The 17,701-nt window shown below is 47.4% G+C and carries 13 protein-coding genes and 1 pseudogene; 10 read left to right on the top strand and 4 right to left on the bottom strand.

What is annotated here, in order from left to right; genetic code table 11:
- Positions 1–87: 87 nt before the first annotated feature.
- Together Pan54_RS10365 and Pan54_RS10360 are read right to left on the bottom strand one after the other, a co-directional pair.
- The gene (locus tag Pan54_RS10365) at positions 88–1,572 is read right to left on the bottom strand and encodes a serine/threonine protein kinase (RefSeq protein ID WP_146503417.1); all 1,485 of its coding nucleotides are present in this window, start codon (positions 1,570–1,572) and stop codon (positions 88–90) included.
- A gap of 3 nt (positions 1,573–1,575) precedes the next feature.
- Positions 1,576–2,181 carry an RNA polymerase sigma factor gene (locus tag Pan54_RS10360; RefSeq protein WP_146503416.1) on the bottom strand — a complete coding sequence of 202 codons (606 nt, stop codon included), beginning with the start codon at positions 2,179–2,181 and terminating at the stop codon, positions 1,576–1,578.
- A gap of 466 nt (positions 2,182–2,647) precedes the next feature.
- Between Pan54_RS10360 and Pan54_RS10355 the strand changes: the two genes are divergently transcribed.
- From Pan54_RS10355 to Pan54_RS10345, 3 genes are all read left to right on the top strand, one after another.
- Positions 2,648–3,634, top strand: a complete 987-nt coding sequence (locus tag Pan54_RS10355) for an IS30 family transposase (RefSeq protein WP_165441826.1) — start codon at positions 2,648–2,650, stop codon at positions 3,632–3,634.
- A 71-nt stretch (positions 3,635–3,705) separates the two neighbouring features.
- Entirely contained in the window at positions 3,706–4,125 is a 420-nt protein-coding gene (locus Pan54_RS10350; protein ID WP_146503415.1) for a hypothetical protein, read from the top strand.
- A gap of 166 nt (positions 4,126–4,291) precedes the next feature.
- Positions 4,292–5,245 carry an amidohydrolase family protein gene (locus Pan54_RS10345; RefSeq protein WP_146503414.1) on the top strand — a complete coding sequence of 318 codons (954 nt, stop codon included), beginning with the start codon at positions 4,292–4,294 and terminating at the stop codon, positions 5,243–5,245.
- Positions 5,246–5,747: 502 nt separating this feature from the next.
- On the opposite strand, the gene Pan54_RS10340 is transcribed toward Pan54_RS10345, so the two are convergent.
- Together Pan54_RS10340 and Pan54_RS10335 are read right to left on the bottom strand one after the other, a co-directional pair.
- Positions 5,748–7,325, bottom strand: a complete 1,578-nt coding sequence (locus tag Pan54_RS10340) for an RNA-binding protein (RefSeq protein WP_146503413.1) — start codon at positions 7,323–7,325, stop codon at positions 5,748–5,750.
- A 99-nt stretch (positions 7,326–7,424) separates the two neighbouring features.
- Positions 7,425–10,118 carry an MGH1-like glycoside hydrolase domain-containing protein gene (locus tag Pan54_RS10335; protein WP_146503412.1) on the bottom strand — a complete coding sequence of 898 codons (2,694 nt, stop codon included), beginning with the start codon at positions 10,116–10,118 and terminating at the stop codon, positions 7,425–7,427.
- A 242-nt stretch (positions 10,119–10,360) separates the two neighbouring features.
- Here Pan54_RS10335 and Pan54_RS10330 point away from each other — a divergent pair, with 242 nt between their 5' ends.
- From Pan54_RS10330 to Pan54_RS10300, 7 genes and pseudogenes are all read left to right on the top strand, one after another.
- Positions 10,361–11,251, top strand: coding sequence for an alpha/beta hydrolase (locus Pan54_RS10330; protein ID WP_165441704.1), 891 nt, complete (start codon positions 10,361–10,363; stop codon positions 11,249–11,251).
- 469 nt (positions 11,252–11,720) lie between these two features.
- The gene (locus Pan54_RS10325; protein ID WP_146503410.1) at positions 11,721–12,218 is read left to right on the top strand and encodes a TadE/TadG family type IV pilus assembly protein; all 498 of its coding nucleotides are present in this window, start codon (positions 11,721–11,723) and stop codon (positions 12,216–12,218) included.
- A 41-nt stretch (positions 12,219–12,259) separates the two neighbouring features.
- Complete coding sequence (locus Pan54_RS10320) at positions 12,260–12,760, top strand: TadE/TadG family type IV pilus assembly protein (RefSeq protein ID WP_146503409.1); 501 nt, start codon at positions 12,260–12,262, stop codon at positions 12,758–12,760.
- A gap of 116 nt (positions 12,761–12,876) precedes the next feature.
- A complete protein-coding gene (locus tag Pan54_RS10315; protein ID WP_165441703.1) occupies positions 12,877–15,099 on the top strand; it encodes a pilus assembly protein TadG-related protein in 2,223 nt (740 codons plus the stop codon).
- Positions 15,100–15,217: 118 nt separating this feature from the next.
- Positions 15,218–15,592 carry a rhodanese-like domain-containing protein gene (locus Pan54_RS10310; RefSeq protein WP_146503407.1) on the top strand — a complete coding sequence of 125 codons (375 nt, stop codon included), beginning with the start codon at positions 15,218–15,220 and terminating at the stop codon, positions 15,590–15,592.
- 140 nt (positions 15,593–15,732) lie between these two features.
- Positions 15,733–16,278 carry a DinB family protein gene (locus Pan54_RS10305; RefSeq protein ID WP_146503406.1) on the top strand — a complete coding sequence of 182 codons (546 nt, stop codon included), beginning with the start codon at positions 15,733–15,735 and terminating at the stop codon, positions 16,276–16,278.
- A gap of 86 nt (positions 16,279–16,364) precedes the next feature.
- Positions 16,365–17,666 (top strand): annotated as a pseudogene (locus tag Pan54_RS10300) (IS5 family transposase); the annotation flags it as partial.
- Positions 17,667–17,701: the final 35 nt, after the last annotated feature.

The following is a 17,701-nucleotide window of genomic DNA, read 5'->3' as shown; positions in this document are numbered from 1 at the left end:
AAATGGCTTTCGCATTCACAAGAGTAACTATCAATTGTAAACGGAGGAGAAAATCCCTGTCAGTCCAACCGTTTTCCGAATGTGCTATTAATCATTCTGGCAAAGCTTTTTCCAGGCAGGGATTGCCAGTGTGTACAAAATTGACTGAATGCCACAGCCCATGATGAGTCCCATGAACACACCCATTTTTGCCGAAAAACTGCTGTAGTTATATTCAAATGCAACTGAAGGGTATACGACGGAATAAATGATCACCCCCAAAAGACCATAAGACCCTGCTAGTGTTGGCCAGAAAGACCAGCGTTTTTTTTGCATCGTTAACCATCCTCCAACCGTCAACGGGGCGTGAAAGCCGAGTGTGACCATGACTATGTCATTTGCATTTGCGTTAAGAGTTTCTGCACGATTAAACTCGTCAAGGTACAAGCCCATTATTAGCAGCGTATATAGCCAGATAATGATCAAACCTTGGAAACAAAACGCATACAGGCCAGCCTGCCGAATACGATCTGCTTTACGACTCCACCGACTCATATGAACCAGTTGAGAGGTTGCTCTGGCGTGGATCGGCTTATCTGCAAGAAATCGCTGCAAATCCTGGTGAAGTTCCACTGCAGAGTCATAGCGATCTTCGGGGTGCCGCGAGAGACTCTTCAGGCAGATGAGTTCTAAATCAGATGGGATAGATTTATTGAAGGTACTGGGACGGACAGGTTCCTGAGTACGCACTCGATCGATTACCTCGAGATAATTCCCGCCTTCACTGGGAGGACACAGTGTGAGTAATTCATAGAGTAAAACTCCCAATGAATAGACTTCACTGGCCTTGGTGTAGGGTTCGGATTTGACCGCTAACAGTTCAGGAGCCATGTATTGAGGAGTGCCGATCATCAGACTTGATCGCGTGAAATGCAAGCTTTGTTCAATGAGTCTACTCAACCCGAAATCAGTCAAACGAGGCACACACTGCGAAAGTGACTCGATTTGAGAGTTTTCTTGCTTTGGTTCGAGCATAATATTGCCAGGTTTCAGATCGCGGTGCAGAACACCCTGGTCATGAATATACTGCACTGCTTCTGCGATTTGTGAGATAAACTCGGCCGCTTCAGTACTATCAACTGGTTTCTGGCGCTGTTCCAGCCAATGCCCCAAATCGGGCCCCTTGCAAAATGCAGAGGCAATAAACGGAGGAGACGCCCTTAAATTTGCTTCGTAAACAGGGACAATACAAGGGTGATCGAGTTTAGCAGCAGTGCCCGCTTCAGTTTCAAAGCGACGAAGTTTTTCCTGATCGACAATGACTTCCGGGCGAGGTATTTTCAAAGCCACATATCGATTTAACTGAGTATCAAGCGCTCGATAGACAACCCCAAATGCTCCACGACCGACTTCATTCAGAATCTGATACCGCTGTTGAAAATCTTTGTCCGTAAGATGGAAGTCTTTGGAATTATTGACATGGGGATTTGCCATCAGCCTGTCAAGACGTGTGGCAATTTCTTCGACGGAAGGGATTTTTCCTGAGTCGAGTGAGGAGTCACGATCTTCGGGAAGGGGAGGTTGGTCTGACACCGACTAATCTCCTACAATCTCACTGCGCAGGGTTTGAATGGCTCGCGACCAGATCTTACGTATCGCAGTCGCTTTTACGTTCATCTGCTCCGCAATTTCCTCATAGCTTAATCCATTTTCATGTTTCAACAGAATCACCGATTTCTGTTTTTCAGGAAGTTGATTGACGGCTCGTAGCAGCATCTCGTCATTCTCCCGAAGAAGCATGATCCTGCTACCACTCAGTTCATTGCTTTCCAGAATGTTTTGGTGATGGTGCTGGTCAATCCTGATTTCCAGCGAGAGATTCCGCGATTGGGTTTTGCGATATTTCCTGGCTTGATCAATCAGATTGTGGCGAAAAAGGCGAGCAATCCACAGGCGAAACTCTCCTTCGCTCGATCCGCGAAAACAGTGCATTTCTGACCAGGCTTCGAGCATCGATTCCTGGATCAAATCCGAGGTCCCCACTTTGGACTGCAATTCCTGCCTTAATTCGGATTGAGCAATTGTAGTCAGATATTCTCGGAATCGTTCACACAACTGCATGAATGCAGCATCATTACCTGCTCGAGCAAATTCCAGCAATTCAGACCAGGTACAATTTTCATCCCGGGAGGAAAATGACATAAATGAAACATGACCAAGATGGGAGGGAATGGAAAGTATTCAATGGAAGAAGGATCCACCTGAATAAATTTGAGCGCTATCTGTAAATAACTCCAAGTCTGCAGCGAATCATCATGTGATTTTGCAATATTTATTCAATTTCTGATTTATGACGTCACAGAATTAGAATTCGTTCGCCTAATACTTTGAAGAATATACTTGATACCCATCTAACGGCACTGAAAGTTTCAAGCCGTCATGTTCTGAAGTGAATTTATTTCAGATTCAATTCATCTTATATGTCAATGCGTCCGCTATCGAGAGAGAGCTAAAGGGTTACTATACACACATGCATACCTTGATGGTGCTCGTATGGGCACTGGTGGATTCAATTTTGAAATGCACGGGTTGATGGAAAAAGAGTGACATTCGTGAGATGGTTTGTTTTGACCAAACGACCATCAATCCTACTAAGAAGAAATCACGAATGTCACACACGCATCTTACTGCTGAGGAACGTGATTCCATAGCGCACATGCACGCCCTGGGACACTCTCGAATAGAAATTGCGCGCGAGTTATCCCGAGACCCCAGCACGATCTCCCGAGAACTGCGGCGGAATTCGGATGCGACCGGGAAGTATTTCGCCGGGAAAGCCGACCGCAAAGCGCGACGGCGTCGACAACTCTGCAAACTCCCCTGGAAACTCAACCACGCTCCGCTCAAAGAATTCCTGCTCGATAAGTTGTCTCTCAAGTGGTCGCCGGAACAGATTGCAGGTCAACTCTTGCGACTGCATCCTCGGGAGGCCAGAATGCGAATATCCATTGAGACGATTTACGCCTGGATCAAAGCAAACAAAAAGCAGGGCGGCAACATCTACAGGCAGCTGCGTCAATCGAGAAAGAAACGCCGCAAACGCTACGGCACAGGGATCTCCAGACGATGCGACCCGACCAAAAAGCCAATGGATCAGCGACCGGTTTCTGCACGCAATCGTTCGCGGATCGGGCACTGGGAATCGGATACCATCGAGGGTCAAAAGGGGACCGGCTACATTGTCACGCATGTCGAACGCAAGACCGGCTATCTTGTGGCGAGCTATCTGCCGGACAAGAAAGCATCGACGTTGAACGCGGCTTCGGTGTTTGCGTTTGAGGGGTTGCCATCGTCATTGATTCGAACTTTGACGACGGACAACGGGAGTGAGTTTTCGGGTCATCGAGAGTTGGAGCAAGCCCTGCATTGTGCGATCTATTTTGCTCCGGCTCGCCAGCCGTGGCAACGCGGCCAGAATGAGAACACCAACGGGCTTCTGCGGCAATACTTCCTGAAGGGGAGCGATTTCCGTAAACTGAAAGCCGAGGATATTCAAGCGGCTGTGATGGAGTTGAACAACCGGCCTCGCAAAAAGTACCAATTCAAATCACCACACGAACTGTTCGAACCCAAAACCCGTGCATTTCAAAATTGAATCCACCACTTATCGGCAGCGCAAACTCATAAACATTAGTCCAATTATTGTACGGCCAAACTGATATGATAATGAGAGTCAATTTATTTAATGCTGATAAAAAATCAAACCAATCAACCTTGAGTGTCTGTAATTATATTGAACATATGACACCTGGCTTGGTGAAGATACATGTGTTCAAAATCTCATCTCAAGATGCAACTGATGAGGAGTGTGCCCCCATACTGCCTTACTTTTTCAGAACAGTCGAAAGCCTATTACCTCCGTATCGAATTATTTTCGACCTCACCGATGCTCCGCAAGCCTCAGTGACGGATTTGGAAGATTTGATTGCGATAGGACTTGTTTTTGTCGATCTGGAAGGCAGAGTCGTGATCTCAGGAGCATGTGAATGGATTCAGCTTCACATGCAAAATCAGGGAATCAATCGATTCATTCCACAAGTGAAAGATCTGCACACTGCGATATCTGAATTTGAGCAAGATGAGTAACCTGCTTAACCTGTTACTAAGACGAATGTGCACAAGTCAGAACACATTGCTCTGGTTTAATGATTTGCAGTTCACACAACAGCTGGTTAAATTGCAGTCAATATGACCTGTACACTAGCGGTATACCATCTCTCATTTCCGCTCACTCTCAGAAAAATCGAACAAGATGAAAGAAACTCACCGATACTGGTTTGTCTGTATCCTCTCGGGAATGCTTTTCATTTCAGCTGATTTCATGAGAGCAGATGATAAGCAGACGGGAATCGACATCATTGATTGCCACACGCATTTTTATGATCCAACCCGACCTGAAGGAATCCCCTGGCCGCCAGAGAATTCATCGCTTTATCGAACGGTGCTACCTCAACACCTCAGAGAGTTGAAGAAATATCAACCAGTCACGGGCACCGTCATTGTTGAAGCGGTCAATCGACTGGAAGATAACACCTGGCTGCTCAATCTGGCCAAGGACGATCCTTTTATCGTGGGTATTGTTGGACGTTTGGATCCGGGGACTCCTGAATTTGCGCAGCATGTAAGTGAACTGGCAAAGAATCCCCTCTTCCGTGGTATCCGGGTTTCTGTCCAGCAGGTGAAAGCGATGCTGGAGCAGGGGACTCTGAAAGATTTTCAGTTACTGGTTGATCTCGACTTGTCTCTCGATGTGAATGGTGGCCCGGAAACACCACAGGTGATTGCTGATCTGGCTGAAAAAGTCCCAAACCTGCGGATTGTCTTGAATCATATTGGGAATGTCAAAATCACTACAGAGGCTCCCCCTTCAGATTGGCAATCTGGAATTCAATCCGCCGCGAAGCATCCAAATGTGTATTGCAAAGTATCGGCACTGGTCGAAGGAGCGGCTCGGGATGGAAATAAGCCTTCCGAGTCGCTGGAATTTTATCGACCTTATATTGATGTCGTCTGGAATGCTTTTGGAAATGATCACGTCATCTACGGGAGTAACTGGCCTGTCTCAGAGAGAGCCGCCGATTATGAAACTCTCCAAAGAATTGTGATGGAGTATGCCACCGAGAAGGGGAAGGAAGCGACAAAGAAATTCTGTTCTCTGAATGCAAAAAAAGCTTACAAGTGGGTGGAAAGAGAAGGGCGTCGATAAACTGCCTTCTCTTAAAATAAAAAGCCCACCGCCACAACAAGAATTGACGAAACGTTAACGCGCTCTACCAGACTGAGCTACGGCTCCATCAAAATTGTTCTGCAAATGCAAAATGATGGGAGCCGGTGAGATTCGAACTCACGACCTCGAGATCTAAAGTCTTGTAGTTCCATCCGCATTCGTGACGGTGGGTGTCTCCATCAAAAAAAGCCAGGGACAAGTGTTGCTGAGAGTTTCCGCAAAGCGGACCGGAGTTGAACCGGTTAAGACCATGTACTCCCAACGGCATTCCCTGACGGGTTCAATATTCATAATGGTGTAGGTCAGGCAGTGCCTGACCTACACTGGAAACATAGAAAAGAAGTCGACAAGGGGTCTTTGAGACATCGATACATTGGACAAATGTAGTCCCAAAAGCATTCGACTCCCGGCTTCAATGTTTCAGCAAAATTATGCAGAGTATGTAACACCCCGGCTTGCACCGGGGGTTACGGTTCCTTAGTTACAAACGCATCCGTTCGATTTCATTCACCCAGTGATTCTCGCTGGCCTGTCCTTTTGAGACATTAGCAATCAACTTGAAGACCTGGTCACTGAAACCACCGACGTTAACAATATCAGCTCGTTCGACCGCCTGCGTATGTGCATACGGCTGAATATCGATACAGACCATTTTGGCCTGACGATTTCGTCGCTTGAACGTAGCCCATTCCTGCATCGTCGCGGTTGCTCCGCCTCCGCACCATCCGTAGTGAGGCGAGTCGAGCCACGATTCGTTATCCGAAACGTAAATCAACAAATCTCCCTTCGCCTTCTGGCGATTCAAGTACTCCAGAGGAGCACTGCAGTTGGTTCCACCAGCTGGCAATGAAGCCAGAATTCTGGCATTCGTCATCACGCTATCGCGTGGATTCAACAGACAGGTGATCGCCTTCGATTCGAATGGAATCACTTCGGCTTCCGGGTTCTTTCGCAGAATCGCTGCAGCGACTAGAGCTGCAACATCCAGGCAACGAACCTTGGAAGTCGATCCGGCACGATGTCCTGTCACTGGAGAATGCATCGACCCCGAAACGTCCGGGAAGACATACACTTTTCCAGTCACACGAGGCACATTCTTAATGGCGATTTCCATCGCATCCTGCAATGCGTTAAGAATGATCTGCGGCACTTCGCTCGCAGAATTCATGTAAGCCGCCATTAACTGATACGGAAACACGCGAACGGCAGCAATCTTTCGCGGATTTCGCAATCGATTTGCCACAATTCCTGTCAATTCCGCACTCTCAAAAACACCATGACGCAAAAACGTATTCAAGTTCATACGAGTCATTTGCCAGGAAGCGTTCCGGGCGATCTGTCCCCAGTCCTTCTTCGTTAATGGCAAAGCCGTCAACATCTGGAAGGGAACATCAGGCACGGCAACCTTACCCGGATTTGTGTTTCGCTTGAACTTTTCATACTGCCCAATCAACTCGGGTAGATCTGACCAATTACTCTCACGACCAATCAAGTAGGCATACAAAGCCGAGCGCTCTGGCGTTGCTGGCTTTGGGTGAACCATCTTGATCACATCGGCGAGTGAGGGATCGTTTCCTATAGATCCGACAAACAACTGCTCAGCCGTTCGAGCTTCCAGCCAGTTGCGAATCAACTGCTTTGGTAACGTCCCCAGGCTCTTACGTCCGACAATTCCCGAACGCATAATCTGCACAAAGTTACGCAGCATCCTGGGCGAATCGATGACCAGATTGAAGATCTTGATCAACAACCCCGGTGCCTTAACCGATAACACTGCACATAACAATGCTGGCATATCCTTCATATGACCTTCATTGCGGGCGTACAATGCAGTTCGAGCGATAAATTCTGGTTCGATCTGTTCGCACAGTTCGAGCACGGCATCGACCTGGTCGGCTCCACTGGAGTAGAATGTCCCGTTGAAACAACCCGTCGCAGCATACTGGGCAAGCGACTGCTTCGGTGACATCTGATAAGCCAACCCACCTGCTTCATTGCGAGTGTTCGCTTTTGGGCCAGAATTCCCGATTAACGTGTTGAATAAATTCTTATTTGCCATCTCTCTTTCCTCCTTAATTACTGGAGGATAAGAGACTAACTGGTGCACATTGGTTCGCGCTGAAACGAATATTTATTCAGAATATACAATTTATGGAAATCAATCGGTTGAAGGTGATTTCCGATTGAGCATTTCCATACAGGTCGCGATAAGCGAGGTCCACCCCGTCTGATGACTTGCTCCCAATCCTTCCCCTGTATCTCCATGGAAATATTCGTAGAATAAGAGATTCTGCTGCCACAATTCAGGATCAATTCCATTGGCATGGCTGATCATACTTGGGCGATGTTTTTCTTTGTCATCCATCAGGAATAATTTGGAAAGTCGATGCATTAATTCATCGGCAACCTGATCGAGATTCATCATTTTCCCAGAACCGGTCGGGCATTCAACCATTAAATCATCGTCGTAGAAACGATAATAATGTCTTAAAGACTCGATCAAAATGTAATTGATTGGAAACCAGATTGGCCCTCGCCAGTTTGAATTCCCACCAAACATCCAGCTATCGGATTCTCCTGGAATGTAAGCGACACAGTGTTTAACTCCCTGAATTTCCAGTTCAAAGGGCTCTTCCTTATGACGCTTGGATAATGAACGGATGCCGTATTCCGATAAAAACTCAGTTTCGTCCAGCAGGATTGAAATGACGTGTATGAGTCGTTCTTCCGAAGGAATGGAGAGTAACATTCGGCTGCTGTTATCATCGCTTTTTGCAAACGTGATATGCTTCACCAGATCGTGACGATACTTCAAAAACCAGTCGAGTTTGCGACGGAAACTGGGAAGTTTGTCAATCTGTGCTTCATCCAGAATGACCACTGCGATCAACGGGAGTAGACCGACCAGTGAGCGAACTTTGAGGGGCATATTCTGACCGTCGATACGCAAGTGATCGTAATAGAAATGATCCTCTTCGTCCCATAAACCGGAACCATCGAGTGAATTCATTGCATCGGTGATTCGGACAAAGTGATCGAGAAACTTGGAGGCCATTTCAGCATACGAATCGTCGTTCCTGGCCAGTTCGAGGGCGATCATCAACATTGTGCCGCAATAGAATGCCATCCAGGAAGTTCCATCGGCCTGTTCCAGAAAGGCGCCTTTGGGCAGCCCTTTGGTACGGTCGAATACTCCAATGTTATCAAGCCCGAGGAATCCTCCTGCGAATACATTGTCTCCGTTTTTGTCGATCTGATTCACCCACCAGGTGAAATTCAATAAGAGACGTTGAAAGGCTTTCGACAAAAATCGAAAATCCTTGGAGCCTGTCATTTGAAATACTCGTAAACAGGCCCAGGCATGAACGGGTGGATTGACGTCGTAAAATGCATACTCGTATGCTGGCAGTTGCCCATTGGGGTGCATGTACCATTCCCGCATCAGCAACATCAATTGACGCTTGGCAAAATCGGGATCGAGCCTGGCCATCGGAATCATGTGAAACGCCAGATCCCAAGCCGCAAACCACGGATACTCCCAAGTATCTGGCATGGAAATAATGTCCCGCGCGTAGACGTGTTTCCAGTTGTGATTACGGCCTTCATTTCTCGGTTCTGGCGGTGAGTTGACTAGAGTGTCTCCGTTGATCCAGTCTTCGACAATGTAGTGATAAAACTGTTTTGACCAAAGCAAGCCTGAATAAGCCTGACGCATGACGGCTGTCTGATCTGGAGACGCTGCTTGAGGAATGATTGTCTGATAAAACTCATTCGACTCGGCCTTCCTTTGAGACATTATTGTGTCAAACTCAGGGTTGAATGGTTCAGGGCTTGCGGATTCAATGTCCGTCATGCGAACTTCAATTTGAACACTTTCACCAGACTTAATGTTAAGCTCATACAATCCTGCCGCTTTTGTCCCTTTTTTGGCCGGATTAACCGTTTCCTTTTCACCATTGACAACATAACGATGAAAAGCGTCCTTCATGTAAGGTGTGTAAGACTCAGTCCCGTATAATGCAGGATTGTTGGTTTCATTTTCTGTAAACAAGAGTGGGCGAGGGTTTCCCTGAGGATTGGGTCCGAAAGAGCATCGGAATGGTTCGAGAGACTCGTGGTTTGTTTCGACGGTGTTCTCATCAATTTCTCGAATGCGGGGTTTGAGTGAACACCCTTCATGACGACAACCCCAAATCCAGGTGTTGCGAAACCAGAACGTAGGCAGTACAGAAATATCATGATCTTCCGGCCCTTGATTTGTAATCGTCAAACGAATGAGAATGTCGTCTTCAGTTTGCTTGGCGTATTCAATTTCGACATCGAAAAATCGATTCTCGTCAAAAATGCCGGTGTCGAGCAGTTCGTATTCACGTTCCTCTAACGACCGCTTACGATTTTCCGTAACCAGTTCAATATACGGATACGCAGCCTGGGGATAGCGATACATCGCCTTCATGTAGGAATGTGTGGGCGTGGAATCCTGGTAGTAATAATACTCTTTGACATCCTCACCATGATTCCCCTCTGGCCCTGTCAATCCGAAGAGTCGTTCTTTCAAAATGGAATCATTTCCATTCCAAAGTGCGAACGAAAAGCAGAGTCGACATTCCCGGTCCGTCAATCCGAGCAGTCCATCTTCCCCCCAGCGATAAACTCGATTGCGGGAATGATCGTGAGGAAAATGCCACCAGGCATGCCCATAAGCCGAATAATCTTCGCGGACCGTTCCCCATTGTCGTTCGGCTAAATACGGCCCCCAACGTTTCCAGTTGACTTTCCGTTCCCGGCTTTCCTGTAAGCGCTTATGTTCGGCTGTAAGTTGTTCGTCTTGAGTCGGTGAATCATTCGCCATGAGTTGCCTTTCGCATCTTTGCTGAAACTCGACCAACTTTTGTGTTTCGTGCAGTCATGCATCCATTAATTTGTGATCGAGTCTTGCAAGAGTATAGAGGGGATTGCGAAGAAACGAAATTGAGAAAATCGACGTGACTGTTAAGATCGACTTTGCGTTATATGTTGTTATCTTATAGTTTTGGTTAGCATGAATGCATGTGGCAGGAATTGTGTGCTCTGAACAGACAAAGGAATCAGCAGATGAAGCGGTTTTGCAGATTGATGATCGGAATTGTTCTCGTTGCAGCCAGTATGGAGCATGCGTCGTCAATTATGGCTCAACCGCCATTCGCTCCTGCCCAGAAAAATGTCGCTTATGATGACCAAGATAAGTCCCAGGTGCTGGATGTTTATCAGACAAAATCAGAGAAGCCTGCACCGGTAATGGTTTACATCCACGGCGGCGGTTGGAGAGGGGGCTCTAAAAATCAAATTCCCGGATGGCTCCGGCAAGGCTTTGAAAAAGGTCTGTTTTCTGTTGTTGCCGTCGAATATCGCTTTACTAATGTCGATCCACATCCTGCTCAGGTCAACGATTGTGTCCGGGCGATTCAGTTCATCAGACACAATGCGGGAAAATGGAATCTGGACCCACAACGGATTGGAGTGACAGGTGGGTCTGCCGGCGGGCATCTTACGTTATGGGTTGCTTTGCATGACGATGCAGCGGAACCGAAATCAGAGGATCCTGTCGAACAGGAATCGTCCCGCGTCAATTGTGCCATCAGTTTTGCCGGACCGACCGACTGGTCCTTGCTCAGCGAGATAGAACATAAACATCCCGCTTATCGTCAACTACTCGGATATGAGCCCCGAACTTCCGCTGATGAAATGAAACAGGATGCCAAAGATGATGTTTCTCCAATCAGTTTTGTTTCAGATGATGATCCCCCAGTCATGCAGGTCCACGGCGATCATGATGACATCGTACCGATCGAACATGCGAAAAAGATGGATCAAAAATTACAGGAAGCCGGTGTGAAATCAGAACTATTGATTATTCCCGGCGGAAATCATGGTGTCGCAGGTGCCGGCCCTCAAGTGACAGATCGTGCGACCGCTTTCGTGAAAGAATATTTGCTCAGTCCATAAGAAGCACTTCCATTCAGAGGATATTTTTCTTTGGTTACTGTTCCAATTATTTTACTTTCCCACCTGCACACAGGCTGCAATTATACTCTCAGTGGCACTGTTTCTGCATCAGCATTCATTACGTATTTCGGTTGGATCATTCTGCTTCATTTCATTGTTCAGCAATAACGATGCTAATCGAGAGCAACAAAACGTGTTGTGAATTCGCAACCTAATCGCGATGAAAATATGCAACACAACTCTCTAATGTTGCTTTGTAATCTCATCAGGTTCTCTAAGGACTGCGCATGGATTTTCAAATTTCACCATTTGGAAATATCTCTGAAAATGTTGCAGTTTGTTGAGTGATTTCTCAAAAAAACAATGTACGTTTTCATGATGCTTCAGATTTTTCATTCTGGAAATTCTCGAACTTGCATTCTGCTGAAATCAGGATTCGGACGGAACCTTTTTGTAGATCAAACCTCAAATGAAACTCTTCAACAAAAAATCACGGACTGCAGTCAAGAACACTTGCGATCAAAAACGTCGCGGAGCCGCTACCGTTGAATTTGCGGTTGTGGTTCCGGTCTTTGGAATCTTTCTGGCAGCGATGGTGGAATTTGGTCATGCCTATATGGTGCAAACGACATTGAGAGGCGCAGCTAAGAAAGCCGCCCGGTATGGAGTCGCCAATGGCGTGACAACGACCGATGTCAAAATGGAAGCTTTGCGAGTGGTCTCTGCGGCCATCGATACGAGTTCGCTTTCAATCATTGTCAAAGATGCCGATGTGTTTGACTCCTCGGATTCTCCAACCGATGACCTCGACTTTGAAGACCTGCCGGACATTGAACTGGCCAATGCGACTACACGTCATCTGTATATTATTAGACTGTCTATCCCCTATGAAGAAGTCGCCCTGTTTCCGCCATTCTGGACTGACAATCTCACACTACACAGTCAGTCCGTAATGAGGCATGAATAGTATTTTTCATTTGAAGCCAATTTCCAAAGAATATTGCCACAATGAATCGCATCATTTCAAAATCTCAAATTCAACCTGAACTCAATGATCGCCGAGGAGCAGCGCTCGTCGAATTTGCAATTATCGCTCCGGTGTTCATGTTTCTGATTCTCGGAATGGTCGAAATGGGGAATGCCCTGGAAGCCACGACACAACTTTCTGCAGCACTGAGGGAAGCTGGCCGGTTGGCAAGTATGGATTGGTCGGAAATTGTTCCCGAAGGGGAATCTCCAAACGAGAAAGTCATTCGCGATATCCGTAATTTTCTGAAAGCTGGAGGTTATCCCGGAGATGACATTACGATCACACTGACCTCTGCTGATGGAAATGATGTCGGCCAAACATTTGACCTGGCAAATCCTGCTAATGAGCGACGTCTCTTCAAATTAGAAGCGACGATTCCATTTGAACAAGTCAGCACTTTCCCGCATGGGTTGATGAACGGACGAAATATTAACGCTCGAATAGTAATGCGAGCCGGACGAATCTCGCTGATGAATTGATACATGAGCATTTTACAAAACGAAGTCTTTGAAAAAGTAAACTCGGGCCGCGAGCTTCAGGAATTATTCGCCAGGAGAGCACTCATGAGAACAATGAAACACTAGAGGCCATGGCCATGATGAACCCCATAGTCAGAATCAAAAACAGTCGTCGCAAACTCGTGGACGAATTCAACCAGAGACGCGGGGCCTTTATGGTCCTTGCGGCGATATGTCTGGTTGGAGCCATAGGATTTGTCGCCTTAAGTGTCGACATTGGTGTGTTGTCTCTAACAAAAATTAATCTGCAGAAAGCAGTTGATGCAGCCGCCCTGGCTGCTGCTCAAGAAATTATCGCAGTGATCGAAACGGCTGGAGAAGATGGGGAAACGGTCGGTGGAGGAACAGCGGCAGGTGATATCAATTCGATTGCCATCGATTCAGCAAAACTCATGGCAGAAAAGGTAGCAGCTCTCAATGGCGTGTATGTCGATCCTGATGTCGATGTCGCATTCGGTCGGCGTGTCTTCAATGACGATTTACAACGATTCGAAGTCGAATGGGGCGATGCTCCTTACAGTGGGAGCGCCTCTTATAATGTCGTCCAGGTCACGGCCCGACGGACAAATCCCGATACCACACTCCCCGACGGTATGGTCGATCTCTTTTTTGCCCCGATTGGCGGAAATGATAAAGCAGCCGTCGCGGCCTCGGCAGTTGCATTTGTCGAAGCTCGCGACATCGTTTCTGTACTCGATTATTCCGGCAGTATGAATTACGACAGTCAACTCAGTTCACTGAGCCGATTTGGTCGAGTCGCGCTCGAAGGGAATATACGAGATATTTACGATACCCTACAACCGCTGGATATAGGCTGCCTCGAATTCACTCCGGAATGGTTAACGGTTGAAGGTGAAGACCCTGATCAAGCCGGGGAAGCAAAGATCTATGTCAAATTTCGCGACGATGAAATCGATGTTGATTCTGATCAGGAAATTCATGAAGTCTATTTGATTTTTGAGGATGGAGGTTATCAGTTTTTTGATAATCAATCGGGGACGAATCGTACGTATGCTGGTTCAGGCAGTCACGACAACGAATCGATTCATGCGGCTTATATTCGCGCGGGAACAACGGCTGTTACGGTCGCAGGACAGGACGCTCAAGGTACTAGGATCCCTCATATTGAAGTGACATTTATGGAGAATTCGATTTATGTGGAATCGACTAAGGATCTCTCGAATGTTGTTCTGGAATTCACTGATGGAGTCCAGCAGAAATTTGATAATTTAACCGGCCATACGGGAACGTTCCTGGGAACAGGATCCAATGAAGGGAAAGCGATTGTAAATGCCTGGATCAAATCAGGCAGAAACTTCAGCGGTGATGGTCCCGGATACGGAGAATCTTTCGAGAATCCAGGAAGCGGTGGTGCTGAGTATCAATTTTTTGAAGACAGCAATGAAAATGTGAAAGAAGCATTCTGTCTGGACAACACCTCTTATCCATATGACTCTGGGAGTTGGGACAGTTACATCAACTATGTCCGAACGAGTGCTCAAGTAAAAGACGCTGGATATCGAAAAAAATATGGTGGCTTGAACTTTGTTGACTATCTGCTCAGCCAGCAACCTCGGACGACACAGACCGCTGATTTGTGGAAAACGCCTCACTATCCTTTTCATGCCATGAAAAACGGCATGAGTCTGTTTCTTGGATTTCTGGAGGATCTCGATTTCGGAGATCACGCTGGCATCGCCACTTACGATTCGACGTCTCGTGTTGAATATCAGGTCAAGAATGAAAACGGTGTTGTTTTACGAGATCTCGGGACAGAATGGATTACAAATGACTATGAGAGCCTGGATGAAATTCAACGTCGCAAGCAAGCCGGTCATTACAATGTTTATACAGGTTTGGGCTACGGTATTGAAGAAGCGATGAATCTGCTCGATACTCAGGCGCGTCCCGGTTCTCGTCCGACATTACTGGTGATGACAGATGGTAATGCCAATCGCAGTCCGTCGGGATGGAGCCTGCCCTCTGATTGGAACTGGAATGAGCTGACGGACTTCGATGATGATGGCTCCGCGGATTATACAACGTCGAATCGACACAAACAGTATGCATTTTATCAGGCGAAGCTCGCCATCGATAAGGGGTATACCATTCACACACTTTCTGTTGGTGCTGGTGCAGATCGCAATTTGATGCGTGCAATGGCATTTGCCGGAAAAGGGGAATGGATTAATGTCCCCGGAGGAACGACCATTGCGGAAGTTGAAGAGCAGATGCTCGAAGCCTTTTCCCGTATTGCCGCCAATGTCCCACCTGCAAAGCTTCTCAATGGTGGAGAATAATAAAGATTCATCTTCCAAGTATTCAAAATCATATATCAATGAGTCGACGGATTGATTTCGCACTCGTAAAATGGTGTAGACAATTTGAACACATCATTCATTGATATAGGAGGATACGATGGCACCGAAGCATGGGGAACGATTTGTAGAATTGTGCGACTCTGTTCGCGGGCAGATTCGCGAATGCACTGTGGCAGATGTGCATGCAAAACTGGAGCAGGGGCAGGAGATCCTGTTATTCGATGTCCGTGAAGATCACGAATGGGAAAAGGGGCATATCCCTCAATCTCAGCATCTTGGTAAAGGAATTATTGAAAGAGACATCGAAGAAAAAGTACCAGATCCAGAGGCTGAAGTTTACCTCTACTGCGGTGGGGGGTACCGCTCTGCATTAGCGGCGGAAAATCTTCAGAAAATGGGCTATCGAAATGTCATCTCGATGGATGGAGGTTTCCGTGGTTGGAAAGAAGCCGGGTATGCCGTCGAAACATAATCGAATGACGATTGGAGTTTAATTATTTCAACTGAAGGAAGTAATTGCGATTTCTCACACACGCAGATCATCCCGAACCGAATATGACATGCAATGTCTAAACATTCGATGACTCTGGATAATTGCTCGGGAGTAGAGAAATGACGGCTATTGATTTGATTAATCGACTGCACGAACATCGCATGTGGGTGAATCGGCAATTATTGCTGGCGTCTGAAGAATTAACCAAAGAGCAATTGCAACAACCCTTCGAGATTGGTCAAGGCTCTGTCTGGAAAACGTTGTTGCACATGCTGGCTGCGGAGTATGTCTGGCTGGAAGCGTTGGAAGGGATTGAAACTCCACTGATGCCGGGTGATCGACCGGGATTATTGCCAGGCAATCAGGAAACCGAGGAAAGAATACGATCGATCGAAGAATTGTGCCTGAAGTGGAAAGAAGTTGATCGTCGCTGGATCACTTATCTCGACGGTCTCACTCAGGCCAATCTTGATGAAATCGTTTACAAGGTCAGCACAAGTTCCCAAAAGGGGAAACGATCAGGAACTAAACGAGGAGATATTCTGCTGCATGTTTGCACGCACGCTCAATACACCACCTCTCAGTTGGTTAATATGTTGAAGCATCTTGGCCGAACTCCACTCCCTGAATCCATGTTAATTAGTCGTCCCTGCATAACCCTGTAAAGTCTTTTATTTTAGGGTTGCAGAGTCAATTCGGTTTGGTATTTTTGACCAGCTTTCTTTCGTTCCCTCTCAAAAGCTGGTCAAAAATGTTGCCGAAAAGTTCCCGTTCTGAACCGGATTTGTTCACTGTTTCGCTTAAAAAAGTGATTGATCTGGAGCATCCGCTCGTCAAACTGGCCGCTTTAATCGACTGGGATGCGATTCGTCGGGAAATTGAACCCGTTTTCTGTGACGACAATGGTCGACCGGCCACGGATGTGCGGGTTGTGATGGGATTGTTTTATCTGAAGTCCGCTTTCGACCAGAGTGATGAGCAACTCATCGAACGCTGGGTTGAGAACCCTTATTGGCAGTGGTTCTGCGGCTTCACTGTCATGCAGCACAAGCCGCCAATCGATCCCACCACGCTCTCCCGCTGGCGTTCGCGGCTCGGAGCCGAGCGTCTCGAAATTCTTCTGCAGCAAACGATTCACGTCGCCCGTCGCACAGGACAACTTCGCAAACCCCAGCTCGAAAAAATCAATATCGACACGACCGTCCAGCCCAAAGCAATCGCCTTTCCCACCGACGCGCGTTTGTATTTTAAAGCCGCCCGATCGCTGGTTCGATTGGCTCAAAATGCGGGAGTGGTATTGCGGCGATCGTACAAATTCACCAACAAAACTCTACTGGTGATGCAGGGACGTTACTCCCGTGCGAAGCACTACCGGCGCGCCCGCAAATGCGAACGCAAACTCCGTACGCACCTCGGCTGCCTTCTGCGAGATATGTCGCGGAAGTTGACCAGCATCACGAATTCGACGCACCGGGAAGCCCTTGAACAACTGCTGACAATCGCCTGGCAAATCTTCAAACAACAGCGAACCGACAGTCCGAAAGTCTACAGCGTCCACGAGCCGCACGTCGAGTGCATCGCCAAAGGGAAGGCGCATAAGAAGTATGAATTCGGCTGCAAAGTGAGTTTGGCGACCACGAACGCCAACAGCTTCATCGTCGGGGTACTCGCCCTGCATGGGAATCCCTTCGATGGCCACACGCTACAGCAGGCGATTGATCAGGTGGTGAAGATCACCGAGGTTGAGCCCGCACACATCATGGTTGATCGTGGCTATCGTGGCCATGATTATGAGGGATCGGGGAAGGTGCACGTAGCTGGACGGATCCCAAAAACAGCGACGCGGGCGTATCGGAAAATGCTCAAACGTCGCAGCGCGATTGAGCCAACAATTGGCCATCTCAAGAGCGATCACCGGATGGAGCGAAACTATTTGAAGGGTCGCGAAGGAGATCGCATCAATGCTCTGGTGAGTGCAATTGGCTACAACCTGCGCAAGCTCATGGCCGGGTTGGCCTGCGCTCAATTTTTACCCATCCTGGCCATCGACAAGCTGATAAATCAGTTATGTCAACTCATTCTTCCGAG

The organism is Rubinisphaera italica (genome assembly GCF_007859715.1).
GTDB lineage: Bacteria > Planctomycetota > Planctomycetia > Planctomycetales > Planctomycetaceae > Rubinisphaera > Rubinisphaera italica.
Note: the sequence above shows the minus strand (reverse complement) of the source record. Positions and strands in the feature narration are given on the sequence as shown.

Coding starts and splice junctions, on each gene's coding strand:
- Pan54_RS10310 (WP_146503407.1), top strand. CDS start 15,218: ATGGCACCGAAGCATGGGGAACGATTTGTAGAATTGTGCGACTCTGTT.
- Pan54_RS10360 (WP_146503416.1), bottom strand. CDS start 2,181: ATGTCATTTTCCTCCCGGGATGAAAATTGTACCTGGTCTGAATTGCTG.
- Pan54_RS10355 (WP_165441826.1), top strand. CDS start 2,648: ATGTCACACACGCATCTTACTGCTGAGGAACGTGATTCCATAGCGCAC.
- Pan54_RS10315 (WP_165441703.1), top strand. CDS start 12,877: ATGATGAACCCCATAGTCAGAATCAAAAACAGTCGTCGCAAACTCGTG.
- Pan54_RS10335 (WP_146503412.1), bottom strand. CDS start 10,118: ATGGCGAATGATTCACCGACTCAAGACGAACAACTTACAGCCGAACAT.
- Pan54_RS10320 (WP_146503409.1), top strand. CDS start 12,260: ATGAATCGCATCATTTCAAAATCTCAAATTCAACCTGAACTCAATGAT.
- Pan54_RS10330 (WP_165441704.1), top strand. CDS start 10,361: ATGAAGCGGTTTTGCAGATTGATGATCGGAATTGTTCTCGTTGCAGCC.
- Pan54_RS10340 (WP_146503413.1), bottom strand. CDS start 7,325: ATGGCAAATAAGAATTTATTCAACACGTTAATCGGGAATTCTGGCCCA.
- Pan54_RS10305 (WP_146503406.1), top strand. CDS start 15,733: ATGACGGCTATTGATTTGATTAATCGACTGCACGAACATCGCATGTGG.
- Pan54_RS10350 (WP_146503415.1), top strand. CDS start 3,706: ATGAGAGTCAATTTATTTAATGCTGATAAAAAATCAAACCAATCAACC.
- Pan54_RS10325 (WP_146503410.1), top strand. CDS start 11,721: ATGAAACTCTTCAACAAAAAATCACGGACTGCAGTCAAGAACACTTGC.
- Pan54_RS10345 (WP_146503414.1), top strand. CDS start 4,292: ATGAAAGAAACTCACCGATACTGGTTTGTCTGTATCCTCTCGGGAATG.